Raw genomic sequence first — 17,217 nt, 5'->3', positions numbered from 1 at the left:
CCCCGCTGCGGCAAGGTTTGCTGCAATTCTTTCACGGCCTCGTGTTGCAAAGCACCTGAAATGTTTCAATCTGTGTCACGAAGGCGTAAGTAGACCCTGCCCAACAAAGAAGTTATATTATCACATGAGTTTTGGTCCCGACATTACCGAACAACTGGCCCGCGCAAGGGCCGATTTGCGCATGGGCGTGCCTGTGGTGCTGAACGGTGTGCAATCCGTGCTGGTTCTGGCCGCTGAGACATTGAACGCGCAGCGGCTTACCGATTTGTTGGCGTTGGGCGGCTCACCTGTTCTGACAATCACGGCGCGGCGTGCCGAAACGCTCAAGGCGCGGGTCTATGACAACGATCTGGCGCGGCTTCCGCTGCCCGATGATGCCACGCCGGCATGGGTGCAAAGCATCGCCAATCCGGCAGATGACCTGCGTTCGCCGATGAAAGGTCCGTTCAATTGCGTCCGTGGCGGCGCTGTGGACGCGCATCGCACTGCGTTGCAATTGGTGAAATCGGCCCGGCTTTTGCCTGCGGTTTTGGTTCTGGGTCTGCCTGACGGTCGCGGATTTGCCGCGCAACATGGGCTGACGGCACTGGATCTGGTGGCCGCGATGCCGATCCTGTCTTTGCGCAGCGATCTGCATCCGGTGGTCAATGCCCGCCTGCCGATGGAAGCCTCCGATGCGGGCCGTTTGCATATCTTCCGTCCCGAAGACGGCGGCGAAGAGCATTATGCCATCGAAGTAGGCCGCCCGGACCGCAACAAGCCCGTGCTGGCACGGCTGCATTCAGCCTGTTTCACCGGCGATGTCATGGGCAGCCTCAAATGCGATTGCGGCCCCCAATTGCGAGCGGCATTGGCGCAAATGGGGCAAGAGGGGCATGGCGTTCTGCTTTACCTCAATCAAGAGGGGCGCGGGATCGGGTTGGCCAACAAGATGCGGGCCTATTCGCTTCAGGATCAGGGGTTTGACACAGTTGAGGCCAATCATAGGCTTGGCTTTGAGGATGATGAACGTGATTTTCGGCTGGGCTCTGACATTCTGAAATCCATGGGGTTTTCTGCTGTGCGACTGCTGACCAACAATCCGCGCAAGGTAGAGATGATGCAGGCCAGCGGCATTGATGTGGCTGAACGGGTGCCGCTGATGGTGGGGGAAAACCACTACAACCGCGACTATCTGGCGACCAAGGCGGCCAAGTCCGGTCATCTTCTTTGATATGGCCGCAATGACGCCCGAAGATATGGTGCTGACGCCACTTGGCCTGCGGTTTCTCGGGCGGCGGTTCCCCTGCACCCTTGGCAAAGGTGGCATTACATCGGACAAGCGCGAAGGCGACGGTGCCACGCCGCGCGGTGTTCATCACATCGTCGGTATGTTGTACCGGCCCGACAGAATGGCTGCCCCCGCGCCTTGGGCAGTGCCGATCCGGCCCGGTGATCTTTGGTCAGATGCCTCGGGTGATGCCAATTATAACCAGATGGTTCGGGTGCCTTACGCCCATAGCGCAGAAAGCTTGCGGCGGGCGGACCCGCTTTATGATCTTGTTCTGCTCACCGATTGGAATTGGCCCGATGCCAAGGCGGGCCTTGGGTCTGCGATCTTTGTTCATCAACACAGACGTCCAGGGGTCCCGACCGAAGGGTGCATTGGGCTGCGCAGGGGTGACTTGCGATGGATTGCAGCCAGAACGGAGCGTGGAACGCGGCTCATCGTTCGTTGATCTAGGCCGGAACGCGATCCCCGAATATGGCAGAGCCGACACGCACATGGGTTGCGCCCAATGCGATGGCCCGCTCAAAGTCACTGCTCATGCCCATGGAGAGGCCGGTCAGATCATTGCGTTTGGCAATCTTGGCAAGCAAGGCAAAGTGCAAGGACGGTTCTTCATCCGCTGGCGGGATGCACATCAATCCCTTGATCGGCAAATCAAGCGCGCGGCATTCCGCGACAAAGGCATCCGTTTCTCCCGGCATGACACCGGCCTTTTGCGGCTCTTCGCCAGTGTTGACCTGGATGAACAGATCAGGGCAGCGCCCGATCTCTTGCGCAATCCGCGCGATGGCTTTGGCAAGCTTGGGCCGGTCAACCGAGTGGATTGTATCAAAAAGCTCCATCGCCTGCCGGGTTTTGTTGCTTTGTAGGGGTCCGATCAGGTGCAAATCAACGCCGTCAAAGCTGTCCTTGAAATCAGGCCATTTGCCTGCGGCCTCTTGCACCTTGTTTTCGCCGAAACAGCGGTGACCCTGAGACAATACATCCGCGACCCGTTCGTTCGGCTGCACCTTGCTGACCGCGATCAGCTTAACCGATCCGGGCTCACGCCCTGCGTCTTGTTCGGCTTGGGAAATACGGGTGGTGATGTCTTGCAGGCTCATGATCTTACGCTCTTGGGAGGTGGGAGCGGCAGAAAACACCAGACCCGCGCAAAAGAAAAGGGGCAGACCAAAGGCCTGCCCCCAATACCGTGGTTCAGATCAACTTAGAAGTTGAAGCGAACACCCAGGTCGGCACGTACTGTGTCGTTGCTCAGCGATGCGATACCGCCGCGCAGCGATGTACCGCCACCCAGATCGTGGTTGAAGTCAACACCGTAGGATGTGTTTGCGAAGTTGTCCGCATCAGCAACGTAGACTTCTACGTTTGTTGCTGCGCCAACGTCGAAACGACCGGCCAGAGTGATGTGGTCGCCAGCTGTGCCGTTGTCGGCATAGGCCAGAGTTACGTCAACTGGACCGAAGGAACCGGAAACCGAAGCGGCCAGTTCTGTGTCAGCTGCGTTGTTGGAGTCCTGAGCACCCAGAGCAAATGTCCAGCCGTTCCAGGAGTATGCTGCGTGTGCGGCGATACGGTCGTTGGTGTCGGAAGCGGACACGTGGAAGGACAGGTCGCCCATGGAGTACAGAACTTCAACGCCGTTGGAGCCTGCGGAACCGTTGCCACCGGAAGAATACGCGTCAGCGCGGAACTGGTATGCGGTGTACTCGTAACCCAGACCGGTCAGGCCGAGGTCGATTGGGTACATGCCTGGCATGAATTCGATCGCGCCGTAGATGTTACCAACGCCAACTTCCAGGCCGCCGGAACGTGCGAAGAAACGCGCGCCGTTGAAGCCTGTGCCTGCTGGGCTGTTGCCGTTGTCTGTGTTGTTCTGCTGCATGCGAACGCGTGCACCAAATGTTACGCCACCGTCAGATTCGGCTGTCGCGTCGATCTGCAGACGGAAACGGCTTGTGATGTTGGTTTCGTTGCCAACGTTTGCTTCGTTGTACAGGATACCAAAGCGGCCCCAGCCGCCGAATGTAACGTCTGCTGCTGCAACGCCGGCTGTCGCAACCAGAGCTGTTGTAGCGAAGAGAACTTTTTTCATGAGTTTTCCCTCGGTTTGAATTCACATGCCCAGACCGGGGAATCCGGAAAGGGTATGCAGGGTGTTTGCCTCCTTTGCCCCCATTTGCGCAAGATGCCTGAAACGCCAGACTGCAATGTCGTGCTCAATGGTGCAGCTTTGCCACAGTTTTTCCCCATTGCCTTCCAAGTCGGACACAATTGAACGCCGCAAACCCTGATTTTGCTGGGAATCGCACCAATACATATGCCTTGCCCAGATCGCACAGCTTGGATAGACCAGTGATCAAACAGGCAAAGGAATGCTCGAATGGCGCGTCAAACAGTTTGCAGAATCGGACTGGCCCTCTTGATTGCAGGGTCGATGACCGCTTGTGGCGCTATTGGCAAGTTGGGACGTCCGGCAACAGAACGGCCAGCCTACTATAACAATGCGAACAACCCCGCGAATATCGAAACCGATCCCGATAATACGGTCTGGTCGATTTTCCGCGCAAAAACAGCCGACAACAAGGTATCTGTGAACCGGTATCTGTGGTCTGCCACACTCGAAGTGCTCAACTTCCTGCCCGTGCAAACCGTTGATCCATATACAGGTGTCATCGTTACCGGCTACGGAACACCGCCCGGTGGTGGCCGCGCCTATCGCGCCACGGTGTTGATTGATGATCCCGCATTGGATGCACGGTCTTTGAATGTTGCCCTGCAAACGCGCGGCGGCCGATCAGTCAGCAAAGCAACCACACGCGCGGTTGAAGACGCGATTCTTTCCCGTGCCCGCGAACTACGTATCTCAGACAACAAGTTCTGAGCCCGAACAAAATAACTGTCTACACAAACGCCGGGCCCTGTGACACAAGCAGCCCGGCGTTTTCTATTTCCAAAGGTCCGCAATACGATGTCCCGATATACCCCTGCCGAGATCGAAGCCCGCTGGCAAAAAGCCTGGGAAAAAGATGAAGTCTTCAAGGCGGTCCGCGCCGCTGACAAGCCCAAGTATTATGTGCTTGAAATGTTCCCCTATCCATCTGGGCGCATCCACATGGGGCATGTGCGTAACTACACCATGGGGGATGTGATTGCGCGCTACAAGATCGCGACGGGCCACAATGTTTTGCACCCGATGGGCTGGGACGCGTTCGGGATGCCTGCTGAAAACGCGGCGATGGCCATTGGTGGCCATCCCAAGGATTGGACATACGGCAACATCGACGACATGCGCGGCCAGATGAAGCCGCTGGGCCTGTCTATCGACTGGTCACGCGAATTTGCCACCTGTGATCCGGAATATTATGGCCAGCAGCAGGCGCTGTTCCTCGATTTCCTTCATGAGGGCTTGGTTTACCGCAAGAACGCCGTGGTGAACTGGGATCCAGTCGATATGACGGTTCTGGCCAACGAACAGGTTGAGGCCGGTCGCGGATGGCGCTCTGGCGCATTGGTCGAACGGCGCGAACTCACACAATGGTTCTTCAAAATCTCGGACCACTCCGAAGAATTGCTTGCCGCGTTGGACACGCTCGACAACTGGCCTGCAAAGGTCAAGCTGATGCAAGCCAACTGGATCGGGAAATCGCGCGGACTTCAGTTTGCCTTCTCGACAATTGATGCCCCCGAAGGTCACGACCGGATCGAGGTTTATACAACACGCCCCGATACATTGTTGGGCGCCTCCTTTGTCGGGATTTCCCCGGATCATCCGCTTGCCAAAGTGCTTGAGCGCGAAAACGAAGATGTGGCGGCGTTCTGCGCCGAATGCCGCAAGGGCGGTACCACGGAAGAGGCGATTGAAACCGCCGAAAAGCTGGGCTTTGACACCGGCATCCGCGTGCGTCACCCTTTTGATACCGCGCATGAGTTGCCGGTCTATATCGCCAACTTCATTCTCATGGACTACGGCACCGGCGCGATCTTTGGATGCCCCGCGCATGACCAGCGCGATTTTGAATTTGCGACAAAGTACGAGTTGCCCATCATCTCGACCTATCTGCCGTCCGAAGACGCCAACGAGGTGTTGGAAGAGGCATATGTGCCCGCAAAATCGGACAAGGTCTTCTACAACCGCGGTTTTGCCGGCGACGCATGGCAAACCGGCGAAGAGGCGATCAACGCAGCCGTTGATTTTTGCGAACAGAACGGCGTTGGCCAAGGCGTGACCAAATACCGCCTGCGCGATTGGGGTTTGTCCCGTCAGCGTTATTGGGGTTGTCCGATCCCCGTTGTGCATTGCGATGCCTGCGGCGTGGTGCCGGAGAAAAAAGAGAATTTGCCGATTGAGCTGCCCTATGATGTGGACTTTGGCACGCCGGGCAATCCGCTGGACCGGCATCCGACATGGCGCGACTGTGCCTGCCCGTCCTGCGGTGCACCGGCGAAGCGTGAAACCGACACGATGGACACCTTTGTCGATTCGTCGTGGTATTTTGCGCGGTTCACCGCGCCGCGGGCCGAAACGCCGACCAATATGGAAGACGCCAAATACTGGATGAACGTCGACCAGTATATCGGCGGCATTGAACATGCGATTCTGCACCTTCTGTATTCGCGGTTCTTTGCCCGCGCGATGCAGATCACCGGCCATCTGCCGGAAACGGCAATTGAACCCTTTGATGCGCTCTTTACCCAAGGCATGGTGACACACGAAATTTATCAGACCCGTGATGCGAAGGGGCGCCCGGTCTATCACCTGCCCGAAGATGTGACCGATGGTAAACTTGCCGATGGTACCGAAGTGGAGATCATCCCCTCCGCCAAGATGTCCAAATCCAAGAAAAACGTGGTCGATCCGCTGCACATTATCTCGAACTATGGCGCGGATACCGCCCGCTGGTTTGTTTTGTCCGATTCGCCGCCCGAGCGGGACGTGGAATGGACAGCCTCCGGCGCGGATGCGGCGTTCAAGCACCTCACGCGGGTCTGGAACATCTGTGACCGCATTGGCCAGATGGACAGGGATGCAAAAGGCCAGGGCGATGAGGATCTGCTGCGGGCCATGCACAAGACCATCCATGACGTGACCATGGGCGTCGAAAGCTTTGGCTTTAACGCGGCCATCGCGAAACTCTATGCCTTCACCGCCATCTTGCAGAAATCCAAGGCCGGTTACGCCGCACAGCGCGAGGCAATCATGACACTGGCTCAACTCATGTCGCCCATGACCCCGCATCTGGCCGAGGATATCTGGGCGCATCAGGGCGGAACCGGCCTGATCGTGACGGCCCCTTGGCCCAAGGCGGACGAGGCGATGCTGGTGGATGACACAGTGACCCTGCCCATTCAGGTCAACGGCAAACGCCGCGCCGAGATTCAGGTGCCGGCTGATATGCCCAAAGAAGAGGTTGAAAAAATCGCACTGGCCCACGAAGCTGTTGTGCGAAGCCTTGATGGCGCTGCGCCGAAAAAGGTCATCGTTGTGCCGGGACGGATTGTGAATGTCGTTGCCTAAAGCCACCTATCGCCGCCGGTTCATGGTGCTGGCCCCACTGGCGCTTGCCGCCTGCGGGTTTCAGCCTGTCTATGGGCCGGGCGGCAACGGGCGGCTTTTGCAAGATCGGGTCGAGGTTGATCCACCAAACGCGCGCTACGGCTATTTCCTGACCCGCGAGATTGAACAGAAACTGGGGCGCGGCGCCTCTCCGGCCTATGGTCTGGCTGTCAACATCAGTACACGCGAAGAACGTCTTGCAATCAACCGGGCGGGTGAAACCACGCGGTTTGATCTGATTGGATCGGTCGATTATGCTCTGCGCGATCTGCAAACGGGGCAAATTCTGACATCTGGTCAGGTCGAGAACTTTACAGGCTATTCCGCCACGGGCACGACCGTGGCCACATTGGCCAGCAGACAAGACGCGGAAAAACGTCTGATGGTGATTCTGGCCGATCAACTGATCACACGCCTCTACGCCGCTGATCTGAGCTGATGAAGCTAAGCCCCCGCGACGCCAACGGCTATTTCTCCCGGCCTGATCCGGACAAAACCGGGCTGTTGATATATGGCAGCGATGCGATGCGTGTTGCGCTGAAGCGGCAAGAGTTTCTCAAGGCGTTGCTTGGGCCAAACGCCGAGGAGGAAATGCGCCTCACCCGGATGCCCGCCGCCGAGTTGCGGCGCGATCCGGCAATGCTTTTGGATGCGATCAAGGCGGTAGGGTTTTTCCCCGGCCCACGGGCCGCACTTGTGGAAGATGCAAATGACAACATCGCCAAGATCCTGATCGATACCCTTACCGATTGGCAACCCGGTGATGCACAGATTGTGGTGACAGGAGGCGATCTCAAGAAAACCTCCAAAGTGCTCAAGGCGTTTCAGGATCATCGCAATGCCTATGCTACTGCGATTTATGACACGCCGCCCGACCGCGCCGAGATTGAGCGTTTGTTGGCGGAGGCAAAACTGAAGCCAGAGCCGGATGCGATGGCGAATCTTACCGATCTGGCCCGTGCGCTGGACCCCGGTGATTTTCGTCAGACGCTGGAAAAGCTGGCTCTATACAAGCTGAAGGATCCCTCCGCGCTGACCGCCGATGATGTCGCCGCCTGCGCTCCGACCTCTACGGAGGCTGATGTGGATGACATCCTGCATGTGGTGGCTGAGGCGCGGTCAGGCGATATTGGTCCGGTGATGAGCAAGCTGCAGGGACAGGGCGTTAATCCTGTTACCCTGTGCATCATGGCCACCCGTCATTTTCGCACCCTTTACCGGATTTCCGCCAACCCCGGTGCGCCGGTCTATGGCGTGCGTGACCGCGAGCGCGTGTCGCGGCAGGCCCGCAACTGGGGCGCGGCACGCCTGGAGACCGCGTTGACCGTTTTGACGGACACAGACCTCAAATTGCGCTCTGCCGGACAAAATGCGCCTGCGATGGCATTGGTCGAACGGGCATTTATCCGCCTTGCAATGCTGGGCACACAGCGTTGAACAGGCTCGATTGAACGAAAGGAAAGCAGATGTACAAAGTGATCGGCGCAACCAAATCAAGGGCCTTCCGCGTGATGTGGATGCTCGAAGAACTGGGTCAGGACTATGTTCAGATTGCCGCCCCGCCACGATCTGAGGAGGCGCTCAAGCACAATCCGACGGGCAAGATCCCGGCCTTGGTCGATGGTGATGATGTGCTGACCGACAGCGTTGCGATCATGACCTACCTTGGGGACAAGCACGGGATGCTGACCGCGCCTGCCGGAACGCCCGCACGCGCCCGACAGGACGCCATGACCTTTTGGTTGATCGATGAATTTGATGCGATCCTTTGGGCAGCGGCAAAGCACAGCTTTGTCTTTCCCGAAGCATTGCGGATGCCGCAGATCAAAGACAGCCTGAAAGCCGAATTTGGCCGTGCGGCCAGCCTGTTGTCAGAGCGTCTGGAGGGGCCCTTCCTGATGGGTGATCAAATGACCCATGCGGATATTCTGGCCGTGCATTGCATCAACTGGTCTATCGGCGCGGGTTTTCCACGGGTCGATGACAAGCTGAACACCTGGGCCAAAGGTCTGCGCGATCGGGATGCATTCAAGGCAGCTCAAGCCAAGGAACCCGCCGCCGCTTAACCGGCCCAGCGGGCCGCGTGTTGCCCGGCCCATCGGCCTGTCGCAAGGCAGGCCGAAATGAGGTAACCCCCTGTCGGGGCTTCCCAATCCAGCATTTCACCAGCGGCGAACACCCCCGGCAGCGCTTTGATCATCAGTCCCTCGTCCAATGCCTCAAAAGGCAGTCCACCTGCCGTCGAGATTGCCTCATCCATCGGGCGTAGCCCCGCGTTTGTCACGGGCACCGCCTTGAGCAACCGCGCCGTCGCCCGCAAACCATCTGGCAAAGGCCGCGCCATCTCTTGCAACAATGCGATCTGGGCCTGGGTCAGTTTCACCGTTTTGCGCAGATGGTTGGCAAGGCTTGCCTTGCCGCGCGGTTTCGACAGTTTTGCGGTGATCTCAGCCACTGTCATATTCGGCAAAAGATCCAGCGCCAACGAATGCCCTTCGCGCACCCCGCGCGAGATGGAATAGATCCCGCCACCTTCGAGCCCCTGTGCAGAAAGCACGGCCTCCCCTTTTGAGGAATAAGGGCCAGACGTCCACTTCACCCCTTTGATCGCCGCGCCGAAATGTTTGGTCATATGCGCCGACCAATTGATCAAGACGCCCGCATTCGCCGGGGCGAAGGCCGCCAGCGGGACATCTTTGCCGCCAAGGATATCAGCCCAAGCACCGTCCGACCCCAGCCGCGCCCAGCTTGCCCCCCCCAGCGCCAGTAACGTCACATCAGCCTTCAGGGTTTGTGGCCCCACTGGCGTATCAAAGATCAGCTTGTCTTCGTCCCACCCCTGCCAGCGCCAGCGGGTGTTGGTCTGTACCCCCGCCGCCGCGAGGCGGGTCATCCATGCCCGCAACAATGGGGACGCCTTCATCGCGACCGGGAACACCCGCCCAGTGCTGCCGGTGAACACTTTTTGATCCAGACCCTTGGCCCAGGCCTGCACCGCATCCCCATCAAAGGCGTCGATCATGGGGGTAAGCGGCTTGCGAGCCTCGGAAAACGCGGCGCGAAAGCTGCTGCCGTCCTCGTCCTTGGTCAGGTTGAGGCCGGATTTCCCTGCCATCAAGAACTTGCGCCCGACCGAAGGTTTGGCCTCGCAAACCGTAACGGCCAAACCGGCCTCTGCCATCACCTCGGCCGCCATCAGGCCCGCTGGCCCTGCGCCGATCACCACCGCCTGTTTCATGATTTCAGCTCCGGCATCGGGCCTTTTATCTCAACCACGCGCTGTGGATAGGGGATCTCGACACCGGCCTCTTTCAGCGCATTCCAGATCAGGAACAAAACATCCGAGGTGTATTTGTTCGGCCCGTCATCCAGCCCGTTCACCCAGAATTCAACAGCGAAGTCGATACCGCTGTCACCAAAGCCGCGCAGTTCGCAATCGGGTGGATAGGGGGCATCCAAAACTTCGGGATGTTTGGATACCGCCGCCTCGATCAACGGCGGGATCAGGTTGATATCGGTGTCATAGCTGACGGAAAACGGCGCCTCATATCGGTTTGCCGATCCGCTGTCGGAAAAGTTGGTGACGCGGGTGGTGATGAAATCTTCGTTCGGAACCACGATCCAGCGGCCATCAAAGGTTTCCAGAATGGCGGCGCGGGCTGTCATCTTGACGATCTTGCCGCTTTCGCCGCCGTCCAGTTCGACATAATCCCCGACCGTGGCCTGCCCTTCGATCAGCAAGATGACACCTGAGATAAAGTTCGACGCAATCTTTTGCAGACCGAACCCAAGACCCACACCAATCGCACCGCCCAAGACCGCCAACGCGCCAAGGTTGATCCCCATGATATTCAGCAGCAGCAGGAAAGCTGCGGCGAATATGGCAAATTCAATGGCCTTGCCCACCAGTTGCCGCACGGACGGGCGCATCTGTTCCTGCGCGTCGATGAATTGCGAGGTTTGCCGGGTAGACCACCCGCCCAACCAAAACAGGATCGATCCGGCGATGATACCGCGGATCAGTGCCATGGCCGAAATGGAGATATTGCCAAAGGTGACGGTCAGTGCCGTGAGCGCCGCCAGAACATCATCCAGCACCCCAAACATATAAAGTGCGGCCACCGGCAGCAGCACGTAGCGACCCAACAACTTGAGGAATGGATCATGGATGATGTCCCGCACCAACCTGCGAGCCGCGAGAAACAGGAACACCCGTTTGCCAAAGGCGATCACCGCGCCACTGTCGAACAAGGACCGCACCAGCGTTTCGCCAATGGCGGTGAAGCCATAGGCCAAAAGTGGTAACAACAACGGCAGGAAGATCACAGCAAAGCGGCGGCTGTCTGCAACGACCCCTTCGGCGTCTTGGGCGGGCGTGATCTGGCGGGTCAATACCGGCCGCAATCGCCGCGCTACCAGCACCGCCATCAAATAGGCAAGGACCAGGAGCGCGAACTGCGACCAGGCCGCCGGGCTCAATAACCAACTGAGCGCCAGATCCCATCCTTGCTGGGCATAGCCGTAGGCCTGCTGCACAATTTCCGACTGGTCAGAAAGGTCGAGAGCCATGATTTTTCCTTGTCAAAAACGCGGATCGCGCCATCCTCTTGCCTGCCCGCCCCGAAAGGTTCAAGGATTTTGCACATGGACCACCCGCAATGCCCGCTGTGCCAACGGCCCATTCCACCCGACGTGCCGCAAAGCCAGCATCATCTGATCCCCAAACTGAAAGGGGGTAAAGGCGGGCCGGTTGTGCTGATGCACCACATTTGCCATCGCGAAATTCATGCAACCTTAACCGAAGCGGAGTTAGCTCAGATCTACAACACGCCGGAGGCGCTGCTTGGGCATCCGCGGCTTGCGAAATTCGCCAGATGGGTGGCCAAACGGCCGCCAGGGTTTCTGTCGAAAGTGCCCGGCGGCCGGCGCAAGCGGTAGGCTGGACAGCCCGCCCAAGGCGGGGCAAGCTGAGGTCAACAAAAAGGATATCACATGCGTTGGATGATTGTTTTGGCAGGCCTGATGGCTTTGGCGGCTTGTGATGTTCCGATTGTGCCACTGATCTAGGGTCAAAGCCCTAGCTGCGGCACATCTCCTTGATGCCTCGCGCGATGGCAGGGTCCGCCGCGACGGTGTCGGCGGTCAGATCCTTGGCGTGCGCCAACAGATCCTCTGGCGCGACGATCCGGTCGATCAGACCAAAGGACAACGCCTCTTGCGCCTCTATCTTTTGACCGCCCATCAAGATCAATTTGGTCCGGGACGGACCGATCAAGGCCGCCATGCGGGCCGGATCAGAGGGTTGCGGCAGAAAGCCGAGCTTCATAACCGGATAAAAGAATTTGGCCCCCGGCACCGCGATCCGTAAATCGCAGGCCAGCGCCATGCCCATTGCGCCGCCCGCCAAGGTGCCGTTGAGGGCGGCAATGGTCAGGCCGGGCAGCTTGGCGATGGCCCCGGACAGGCGTTCCCAGACATCGGATTTGGCCAATCCTGCGCGGGCCTCATCCAGATCAGCGCCTGCGCTGAATACCTTGCCCCGCCCGGTCAGGATCACCGCCCTCGCATCTTGGGCGGCCTCCATCACATCGGCCAGTTCGGACAGCATCGCGTGGGTCAGTGAATTGGCCTTGTCAGGGCGGTTGATCGTGACGATCAGGACATCGCCGTTTCGGTCCGTTTGGATCATATCAGACCAACCGCCTTGCGCACGCCCTCATCGCGCAGGGATATTTCGTCGCCTTTGAAACGATCCGCCTCAGCACTGCACATCCACAGCAGGGTGCGGGCGGGCCATTCGGCGGGGATGTGATCCTCCCAATTCAGTTTGCTGACCGGGTTGATGCCGCTTTGCTTGATCTCGCGCTGCATCTGCGTCGCCACTGTGCCCGGCGACAGGCCAATGGCACGGATGCCGGCTTCGGCTTCTTCGAGATGCAGACAGCGGTTCAACATGTTCACCGCCGCCTTGCCAGAGCAATAATGGCTCCAACCTTCGATGGCACCGTGCGCCGCGCCGGATGAAATGGTCAGCACCGAACCGCCGCCAGCGTCTTTCATCACCGGAAGCGCCGCGCGGATGCCGTTGAACACACCCTTGAGATTGACGTCGATGTTCATGCCCCAGCCGTCTGGATCCGCCTCAGCCAAGCGGGAGATCGGTTCAATCGCGCCCGCGTTATTGATCAGAACGTCCAGGCTGCCGAAGGCTTGCACCGTGGTTTCCACCGCCGATGACATCTCGCCGAACCGCGCCACGTTGCAGGGAATCGCGATGGCCTGTTTGCCAATTTCGCCTGCTATTTGTGCAATCGCTTCCTGCGAACGGGCCAAGAGCGCGACATTTGCGCCCGCATCGGCAAAGACCCGCGCAGCCGCTTCGCCAATGCCGCGGCTGGCGCCGGTGATCATTACGGTTTTTCCGGTCATGTCCATAACGTGTTCCTTTGTGTGGTGTCTGGGTTTTGCAACCTGATTGCCCCATGTGGTAGTCTTCCCCTAACCGAGGGTCCAGCCCCCTGCCCCTGCCGCGGCTTGACCCTGCCGGGGGTTTGCACGACCTTGACGCGAAATTTGCCACAAAGGATTTGTCTATGTCCCGCTTTTCGACCTCTTCGTTTTGCTTCGCCGTTCCATTGGTTTTCCTGTCCCAGGCCGCGTTGGCCGATCTCACACCGGCGCAGGTTTGGGGTGATTGGCAACAATACATGGAAGGGATGGGGTACAGCGTTCAGGGCCAGCAAAGCGCGAGCGGCAACAACCTGACCGTCAGTGACATTCAACTGGGTTTTGAGATGCCCGATCAGGCCGGGTCGATGACCATGTCGATGGGCACGATTGTTTTCGTTGGGCAAGGTGACGGGTCGGTTGCGGTGGTTATGCCCGAGACCCTGCCAATGGTCATGACCGGGACCGATGGCAGCTCCTCCTCGGCGTTCAAACTGTCGATGGATTACATCCAGACCGGCCATTCCATGATCGTCAGCGGCACCCCGGAAAAAATGAACTATGCCTATTCCGCCGACACCTTCGGCCTCAAGCTTCAGCAGTTGGAAGCAGACGGTGATGTGATCGGGCCGGAAACCGCGCGCTTTGATGTCACCGGCACCGGTCTGGTCAGCAACACCAGCATGACAATTGGTGATTTGAGGGATTATCAACAATCCGGCAGCGTGGCCGGGATTACCTATGATCTGTTTGTCGACAACCCCCAAGAGGGCAATCAAGTCAGCCTGAATGGCAATCTGCAAAATCTTGAGATGTCTGCGGAAGGGGCAATCCCGCTGTTGCTGGAAAAGGCCTCTGACACATCTGCGATGATCAAAGCCGGCTTTGAGATCACCGGCGCGTTCAACGCCGGATCCAGCGCAACCGCGATGCAGGTGACCGATCCGGTGAACGGCGATATGTCCCTGAACACCTCGTCACAGGGCAGCCGGTTGAGCGTTGATCTGGGCGCGGATGGGGTCAGCTATGGCGGCGGGCAAACCAATTTACAGGTCACGATGAACGTGGCCGACCTGCCCTTCCCGATTGAGCTGAGCATGGCGCAAAGCGCCTTTAACCTCGCCATCCCGGTCAGCAAATCCGACGATCCGCAGGATTTCGCCTTTGGCCTCACCATGGGTGACTTCCAGATGTCCGACCTGATCTGGGGCATCTTTGATCCGGCAGGCCAACTGCCCCGTGATCCGGCCACTTTGGTCATTGATCTGGCCGGCAAGGCCAAGCTTCTGGTTGATTACCTTGACCCCAAGGTCGCCGAAAACATGGGCGCGGATGTTCCGGGCGAGGTGGAAGCGGTCACGATCAATAAACTGCTGCTGGACGCTGTTGGCGCCAAGTTCGAAGCGGACGGTCAGGTGGCACTCGACAATGCCGACAAGACCACCCTACCCGGTTTCCCAAAGCCTGTGGGCAGCATTTCCTTTACTCTTGATGGGGCCAATGGTTTGATCGACAAGCTGGTATCCATGGGTCTGATCCCGGCGGATCAAGCGATGATGCCACGAATGATGATGGGGATGATCACTGTGCCAGCAGGCGGTCCTGATCAGTTGAAGTCCAAGATCGACTTTACCGAGGATGGCCAGATCCTCGCCAATGGGCAGCGGATAAAGTAACCTATTCCAAGCACGCGGTTGGTCCCTGACCGCCACTCTTTGCCCCTCCCCTTGTCCTGCCGGATGGGGAGGGTTACCTGTCTTTCCGACCCAAGCCGGAGTGAATTATGTCCCAGCCTCTTGATGCGCTGACCAAATCCCTGTTGCAGGCAGCAAGATCAGCCGGTGCAGACAGCGCCGATGCCAAGGCGATCCGGGCGACATCCGTTTCAGTTGATGTGCGGGCGGGAGTGCTGGAACAGGCAGAGCGATCCGAAGGCATTGATATCGGACTGCGGGTGTTTGTCGGGCAGAGGTCCGCAATTGTCTCCGCCTCTGACACCTCGTCGCGCACCATTGAAGAGATGGCCGAACGGGCCGTTGCCATGGCCAAGGAGGCGCCCGAAGATCCCTATTCCGGGCTGGCGGACGCCGATCAGCTTGCGACCCATTGGAACATTGACGCGTTGGAGCTGGTCGATCCCTCCGCGGAGCCATCACCGCAGGCCCTGCAAGATGATGCCGCAAGGGCCGAAGCCGCGGCACTGGCCGTCAAAGGTGTCAGCCAAGTGCAATCCGCCAGCGCCGGTTATGCCGCCCATGTCACACATTTTGCCACCAGCAATGGATTTGACGCCGGCTACAGCCGCACAGATCGCGGGTTATCCTGTGTCGCCATCGCCGGAAGCGGCACCTCCATGGAACGCGACTATGATGGTGATGGCCGGATCTTTCAGTCCGACATGCGCGCACCCGATGATATCGGCAAAACCGCAGGGGAACGGGCTGTGGCGCGGCTGGACGCCCGCAAACCACCCACAGGCGCCTTTCCGGTGCTGTTTGATGAACGGGTTTCCTCTGGTTTGATTGGCCATTTACTTGGCGCGATCAACGGCTCGTCCATTTCACGTGGCGCATCGTTCCTGCGTGACGCGATGGGAGAGGCCGTTTTGCCCGACCATCTGTCCCTGATCGAAGATCCACACCGCCCCCGCGCCAGTGGATCACGCCCCTTCGACGGTGAAGGCCTGCCAACAGCGCGGCGTATGATTGTGGAGAACGGGGTTTTGCAAGGCTGGACGCTGGATCTGGCCACGGCCCGCAAGCTGGGCCTCGCTCCAACCGGAAATGCCGCGCGCGGCACATCATCGGGGCCGTCGCCTTCCAACTGGAATATCGAGCTGACCCAAGGCACAGAAAGCCGCGATGATCTGATCCGCGAGATGGGCACAGGGCTCTTGGTGACCTCGATGATCGGCAGCACGATCAACCCCAACACGGGCGATTATTCGCGCGGGGCCGCTGGCCATTGGGTCGAGAACGGAGAGATCACCCATACGATCAATGAATGCACAATTGCGGGCAATCTGCGCGATATGCTGCGCAATATGCGGCCTGCCAATGACGCCCGCACGCATCTGAGCCGTGTCGTGCCATCGCTTTTGGTGCCGGGAATGACCCTTGCCGGCGCGTGATCTGCCCCTATTGATTGATGCGGCCCGCATGGCGGGGCGTGTCGCCACCAGCTTTGCCGGGAAAACTGCGCTGCGCTGGGACAAACCCGGCAATGCAGGCCCGGTGACAGAGGCCGATCTGGCGGTCAATGATCTGTTGCTGACCAATCTACGGCAGGCGCGACCCGACTATGGCTGGCTGTCCGAAGAAACCGAAGACAACACAGACCGTTTGACCCAAGACCGCGTTTTCATCGTCGATCCCATTGATGGCACCCGCAGTTTCATGGAGGGGTCCAGCACCTGGGCCCATGCCATTGCCGTGGCGGAGCAGGGCGTGGTGACTGCAGCCGTGGTCTACCTGCCACTGCGAAACAAGCTCTACTCTGCATCTCTGGGGGGAGGGGCATATCTCAATGGTCAGCCGATCCGCGCCACCAAACAATCCAGTCTGGAAAAATCCACAGTTCTGGCCGCCAAACCCGCGTTGCACAGCGGGTTTTGGCGCGGCGGGGCCACGCCGGAGTTTACCCGCAACTACCGCCCATCCCTGGCTTACCGGCTGGCGCTGGTGGCACAGGGGCGGTTTGATGCAATGCTCACGCTGCGGCGCAGTTGGGAATGGGACATTGCCGCAGGGGCGCTGATCGTGGCCGAAGCGGGTGGTGTCTGCTCTGACCAAACCGGCCAGCCGCTGCGCTTCAACAACCCTGATCCGCGGCTCAATGGCGTGGTGGCAGGCGGTGCGCCCTCTCAAATTGCTCTGATCGACGCCCTTGCGTGAGGCCCCGCATCTGATAGGCAGAGATCAATCTACATCCATCAAAGGAAGCA

The 17,217-nt window shown here is 59.0% G+C and carries 17 protein-coding genes; 11 read left to right on the top strand and 6 right to left on the bottom strand.

The window, feature by feature from the left end; genetic code table 11:
* Window positions 1-124 precede the first annotated feature (124 nt).
* Together ribA and JNX03_RS14775 are read left to right on the top strand one after the other, a co-directional pair.
* Window positions 125-1,213 carry a GTP cyclohydrolase II gene (gene ribA / locus JNX03_RS14780; protein WP_203209777.1) on the top strand — a complete coding sequence of 363 codons (1,089 nt, stop codon included), beginning with the start codon at window positions 125-127 and terminating at the stop codon, window positions 1,211-1,213.
* A gap of 10 nt (window positions 1,214-1,223) precedes the next feature.
* Complete coding sequence (locus tag JNX03_RS14775) at window positions 1,224-1,718, top strand: L,D-transpeptidase family protein (RefSeq protein ID WP_203209776.1); 495 nt, start codon at window positions 1,224-1,226, stop codon at window positions 1,716-1,718.
* Between the two features lies 1 nt (window position 1,719).
* Here JNX03_RS14775 and JNX03_RS14770 read toward each other — a convergent pair whose 3' ends face one another.
* Window positions 1,720-2,373, bottom strand: a complete 654-nt coding sequence (locus tag JNX03_RS14770) for a YggS family pyridoxal phosphate-dependent enzyme (RefSeq protein ID WP_203209775.1) — start codon at window positions 2,371-2,373, stop codon at window positions 1,720-1,722.
* Between the two features lie 104 nt (window positions 2,374-2,477).
* Complete coding sequence (locus JNX03_RS14765; RefSeq protein WP_203209774.1) at window positions 2,478-3,365, bottom strand: porin; 888 nt, start codon at window positions 3,363-3,365, stop codon at window positions 2,478-2,480.
* A 288-nt stretch (window positions 3,366-3,653) separates the two neighbouring features.
* Here JNX03_RS14765 and JNX03_RS14760 point away from each other — a divergent pair, with 288 nt between their 5' ends.
* The 5 genes from JNX03_RS14760 to JNX03_RS14740 all read left to right on the top strand — a co-directional run bounded on the left by JNX03_RS14760 (window position 3,654) and on the right by JNX03_RS14740 (window position 8,893).
* Window positions 3,654-4,154 (top strand): DUF3576 domain-containing protein, encoded by a 501-nt coding sequence (locus tag JNX03_RS14760; RefSeq protein ID WP_203209773.1) that lies wholly within the window; start codon window positions 3,654-3,656, stop codon window positions 4,152-4,154.
* An 87-nt stretch (window positions 4,155-4,241) separates the two neighbouring features.
* Window positions 4,242-6,788, top strand: a complete 2,547-nt coding sequence (gene leuS / locus JNX03_RS14755) for a leucine--tRNA ligase (protein WP_203209772.1) — start codon at window positions 4,242-4,244, stop codon at window positions 6,786-6,788.
* On the top strand, window positions 6,775-7,266 hold the full coding sequence (lptE, locus tag JNX03_RS14750; RefSeq protein ID WP_203209771.1) for an LPS assembly lipoprotein LptE: 492 nt from the start codon (window positions 6,775-6,777) through the stop codon (window positions 7,264-7,266). Before leuS ends, lptE begins: the two co-directional genes overlap by 14 nt.
* Window positions 7,266-8,264, top strand: a complete 999-nt coding sequence (holA, locus tag JNX03_RS14745; protein ID WP_203209770.1) for a DNA polymerase III subunit delta — start codon at window positions 7,266-7,268, stop codon at window positions 8,262-8,264. Before lptE ends, holA begins: the two co-directional genes overlap by 1 nt.
* A 29-nt stretch (window positions 8,265-8,293) precedes the next feature.
* Entirely contained in the window at window positions 8,294-8,893 is a 600-nt protein-coding gene (locus JNX03_RS14740) for a glutathione S-transferase family protein (RefSeq protein ID WP_203209769.1), read from the top strand.
* Here JNX03_RS14740 and JNX03_RS14735 read toward each other — a convergent pair.
* Together JNX03_RS14735 and JNX03_RS14730 are read right to left on the bottom strand one after the other, a co-directional pair.
* Window positions 8,890-10,065, bottom strand: coding sequence for a TIGR03862 family flavoprotein (locus tag JNX03_RS14735; RefSeq protein WP_203209768.1), 1,176 nt, complete (start codon window positions 10,063-10,065; stop codon window positions 8,890-8,892). The genes JNX03_RS14740 and JNX03_RS14735 overlap by 4 nt on opposite strands.
* Window positions 10,062-11,396, bottom strand: coding sequence for a mechanosensitive ion channel family protein (locus JNX03_RS14730; RefSeq protein WP_203209767.1), 1,335 nt, complete (start codon window positions 11,394-11,396; stop codon window positions 10,062-10,064). Before JNX03_RS14730 ends, JNX03_RS14735 begins: the two co-directional genes overlap by 4 nt.
* 75 nt (window positions 11,397-11,471) lie before the next feature.
* Here JNX03_RS14730 and JNX03_RS14725 point away from each other — a divergent pair, with 75 nt between their 5' ends.
* A complete protein-coding gene (locus JNX03_RS14725) occupies window positions 11,472-11,765 on the top strand; it encodes an HNH endonuclease (protein ID WP_203209766.1) in 294 nt (97 codons plus the stop codon).
* A 139-nt stretch (window positions 11,766-11,904) separates the two neighbouring features.
* Here the strand turns inward: JNX03_RS14725 and JNX03_RS14720 are convergent, their stop codons facing one another.
* Together JNX03_RS14720 and JNX03_RS14715 are read right to left on the bottom strand one after the other, a co-directional pair.
* Window positions 11,905-12,516: an enoyl-CoA hydratase/isomerase family protein gene (locus JNX03_RS14720; RefSeq protein ID WP_203209765.1), complete on the bottom strand. Its 612-nt coding sequence runs from the start codon at window positions 12,514-12,516 to the stop codon at window positions 11,905-11,907.
* Window positions 12,513-13,262 (bottom strand): SDR family oxidoreductase, encoded by a 750-nt coding sequence (locus tag JNX03_RS14715; RefSeq protein WP_203209764.1) that lies wholly within the window; start codon window positions 13,260-13,262, stop codon window positions 12,513-12,515. The genes JNX03_RS14720 and JNX03_RS14715 overlap by 4 nt, the downstream gene beginning before the upstream one ends.
* A gap of 158 nt (window positions 13,263-13,420) precedes the next feature.
* On the opposite strand from JNX03_RS14715, the gene JNX03_RS14710 reads away from it, so the two are divergent.
* The 3 genes from JNX03_RS14710 to JNX03_RS14700 all read left to right on the top strand — a co-directional run bounded on the left by JNX03_RS14710 (window position 13,421) and on the right by JNX03_RS14700 (window position 17,167).
* Window positions 13,421-14,950, top strand: a complete 1,530-nt coding sequence (locus JNX03_RS14710; protein ID WP_203209763.1) for a hypothetical protein — start codon at window positions 13,421-13,423, stop codon at window positions 14,948-14,950.
* Window positions 14,951-15,057: 107 nt separating this feature from the next.
* Window positions 15,058-16,404, top strand: coding sequence for a TldD/PmbA family protein (locus tag JNX03_RS14705; RefSeq protein WP_203209762.1), 1,347 nt, complete (start codon window positions 15,058-15,060; stop codon window positions 16,402-16,404).
* Entirely contained in the window at window positions 16,391-17,167 is a 777-nt protein-coding gene (locus tag JNX03_RS14700; protein ID WP_203209761.1) for a 3'(2'),5'-bisphosphate nucleotidase CysQ, read from the top strand. Before JNX03_RS14705 ends, JNX03_RS14700 begins: the two co-directional genes overlap by 14 nt.
* The last annotated feature ends 50 nt before the right edge of the window (window positions 17,168-17,217 follow it).

Source organism: Sulfitobacter mediterraneus, assembly GCF_016801775.1.
GTDB classification, from domain to species: Bacteria; Pseudomonadota; Alphaproteobacteria; order Rhodobacterales; family Rhodobacteraceae; genus Sulfitobacter; species Sulfitobacter mediterraneus_A.
This window is presented reverse-complemented; position numbering and strand designations above follow the sequence as displayed.

What these genes read in the sequence shown, in the direction of transcription:
- lptE (WP_203209771.1), top strand. Translation starts at nt 6,775, where the DNA reads ATGTCGTTGCCTAAAGCCACCTATCGCCGCCGGTTCATGGTGCTGGCC.
- ribA (WP_203209777.1), top strand. Translation starts at nt 125, where the DNA reads ATGAGTTTTGGTCCCGACATTACCGAACAACTGGCCCGCGCAAGGGCC.
- JNX03_RS14710 (WP_203209763.1), top strand. Translation starts at nt 13,421, where the DNA reads ATGTCCCGCTTTTCGACCTCTTCGTTTTGCTTCGCCGTTCCATTGGTT.
- JNX03_RS14720 (WP_203209765.1), bottom strand. Translation starts at nt 12,516, where the DNA reads ATGATCCAAACGGACCGAAACGGCGATGTCCTGATCGTCACGATCAAC.
- holA (WP_203209770.1), top strand. Translation starts at nt 7,266, where the DNA reads ATGAAGCTAAGCCCCCGCGACGCCAACGGCTATTTCTCCCGGCCTGAT.
- JNX03_RS14735 (WP_203209768.1), bottom strand. Translation starts at nt 10,065, where the DNA reads ATGAAACAGGCGGTGGTGATCGGCGCAGGGCCAGCGGGCCTGATGGCG.
- JNX03_RS14770 (WP_203209775.1), bottom strand. Translation starts at nt 2,373, where the DNA reads ATGAGCCTGCAAGACATCACCACCCGTATTTCCCAAGCCGAACAAGAC.
- JNX03_RS14715 (WP_203209764.1), bottom strand. Translation starts at nt 13,262, where the DNA reads ATGGACATGACCGGAAAAACCGTAATGATCACCGGCGCCAGCCGCGGC.
- JNX03_RS14705 (WP_203209762.1), top strand. Translation starts at nt 15,058, where the DNA reads ATGTCCCAGCCTCTTGATGCGCTGACCAAATCCCTGTTGCAGGCAGCA.
- JNX03_RS14725 (WP_203209766.1), top strand. Translation starts at nt 11,472, where the DNA reads ATGGACCACCCGCAATGCCCGCTGTGCCAACGGCCCATTCCACCCGAC.
- JNX03_RS14730 (WP_203209767.1), bottom strand. Translation starts at nt 11,396, where the DNA reads ATGGCTCTCGACCTTTCTGACCAGTCGGAAATTGTGCAGCAGGCCTAC.
- JNX03_RS14765 (WP_203209774.1), bottom strand. Translation starts at nt 3,365, where the DNA reads ATGAAAAAAGTTCTCTTCGCTACAACAGCTCTGGTTGCGACAGCCGGC.
- JNX03_RS14775 (WP_203209776.1), top strand. Translation starts at nt 1,224, where the DNA reads ATGACGCCCGAAGATATGGTGCTGACGCCACTTGGCCTGCGGTTTCTC.
- leuS (WP_203209772.1), top strand. Translation starts at nt 4,242, where the DNA reads ATGTCCCGATATACCCCTGCCGAGATCGAAGCCCGCTGGCAAAAAGCC.
- JNX03_RS14740 (WP_203209769.1), top strand. Translation starts at nt 8,294, where the DNA reads ATGTACAAAGTGATCGGCGCAACCAAATCAAGGGCCTTCCGCGTGATG.
- JNX03_RS14760 (WP_203209773.1), top strand. Translation starts at nt 3,654, where the DNA reads ATGGCGCGTCAAACAGTTTGCAGAATCGGACTGGCCCTCTTGATTGCA.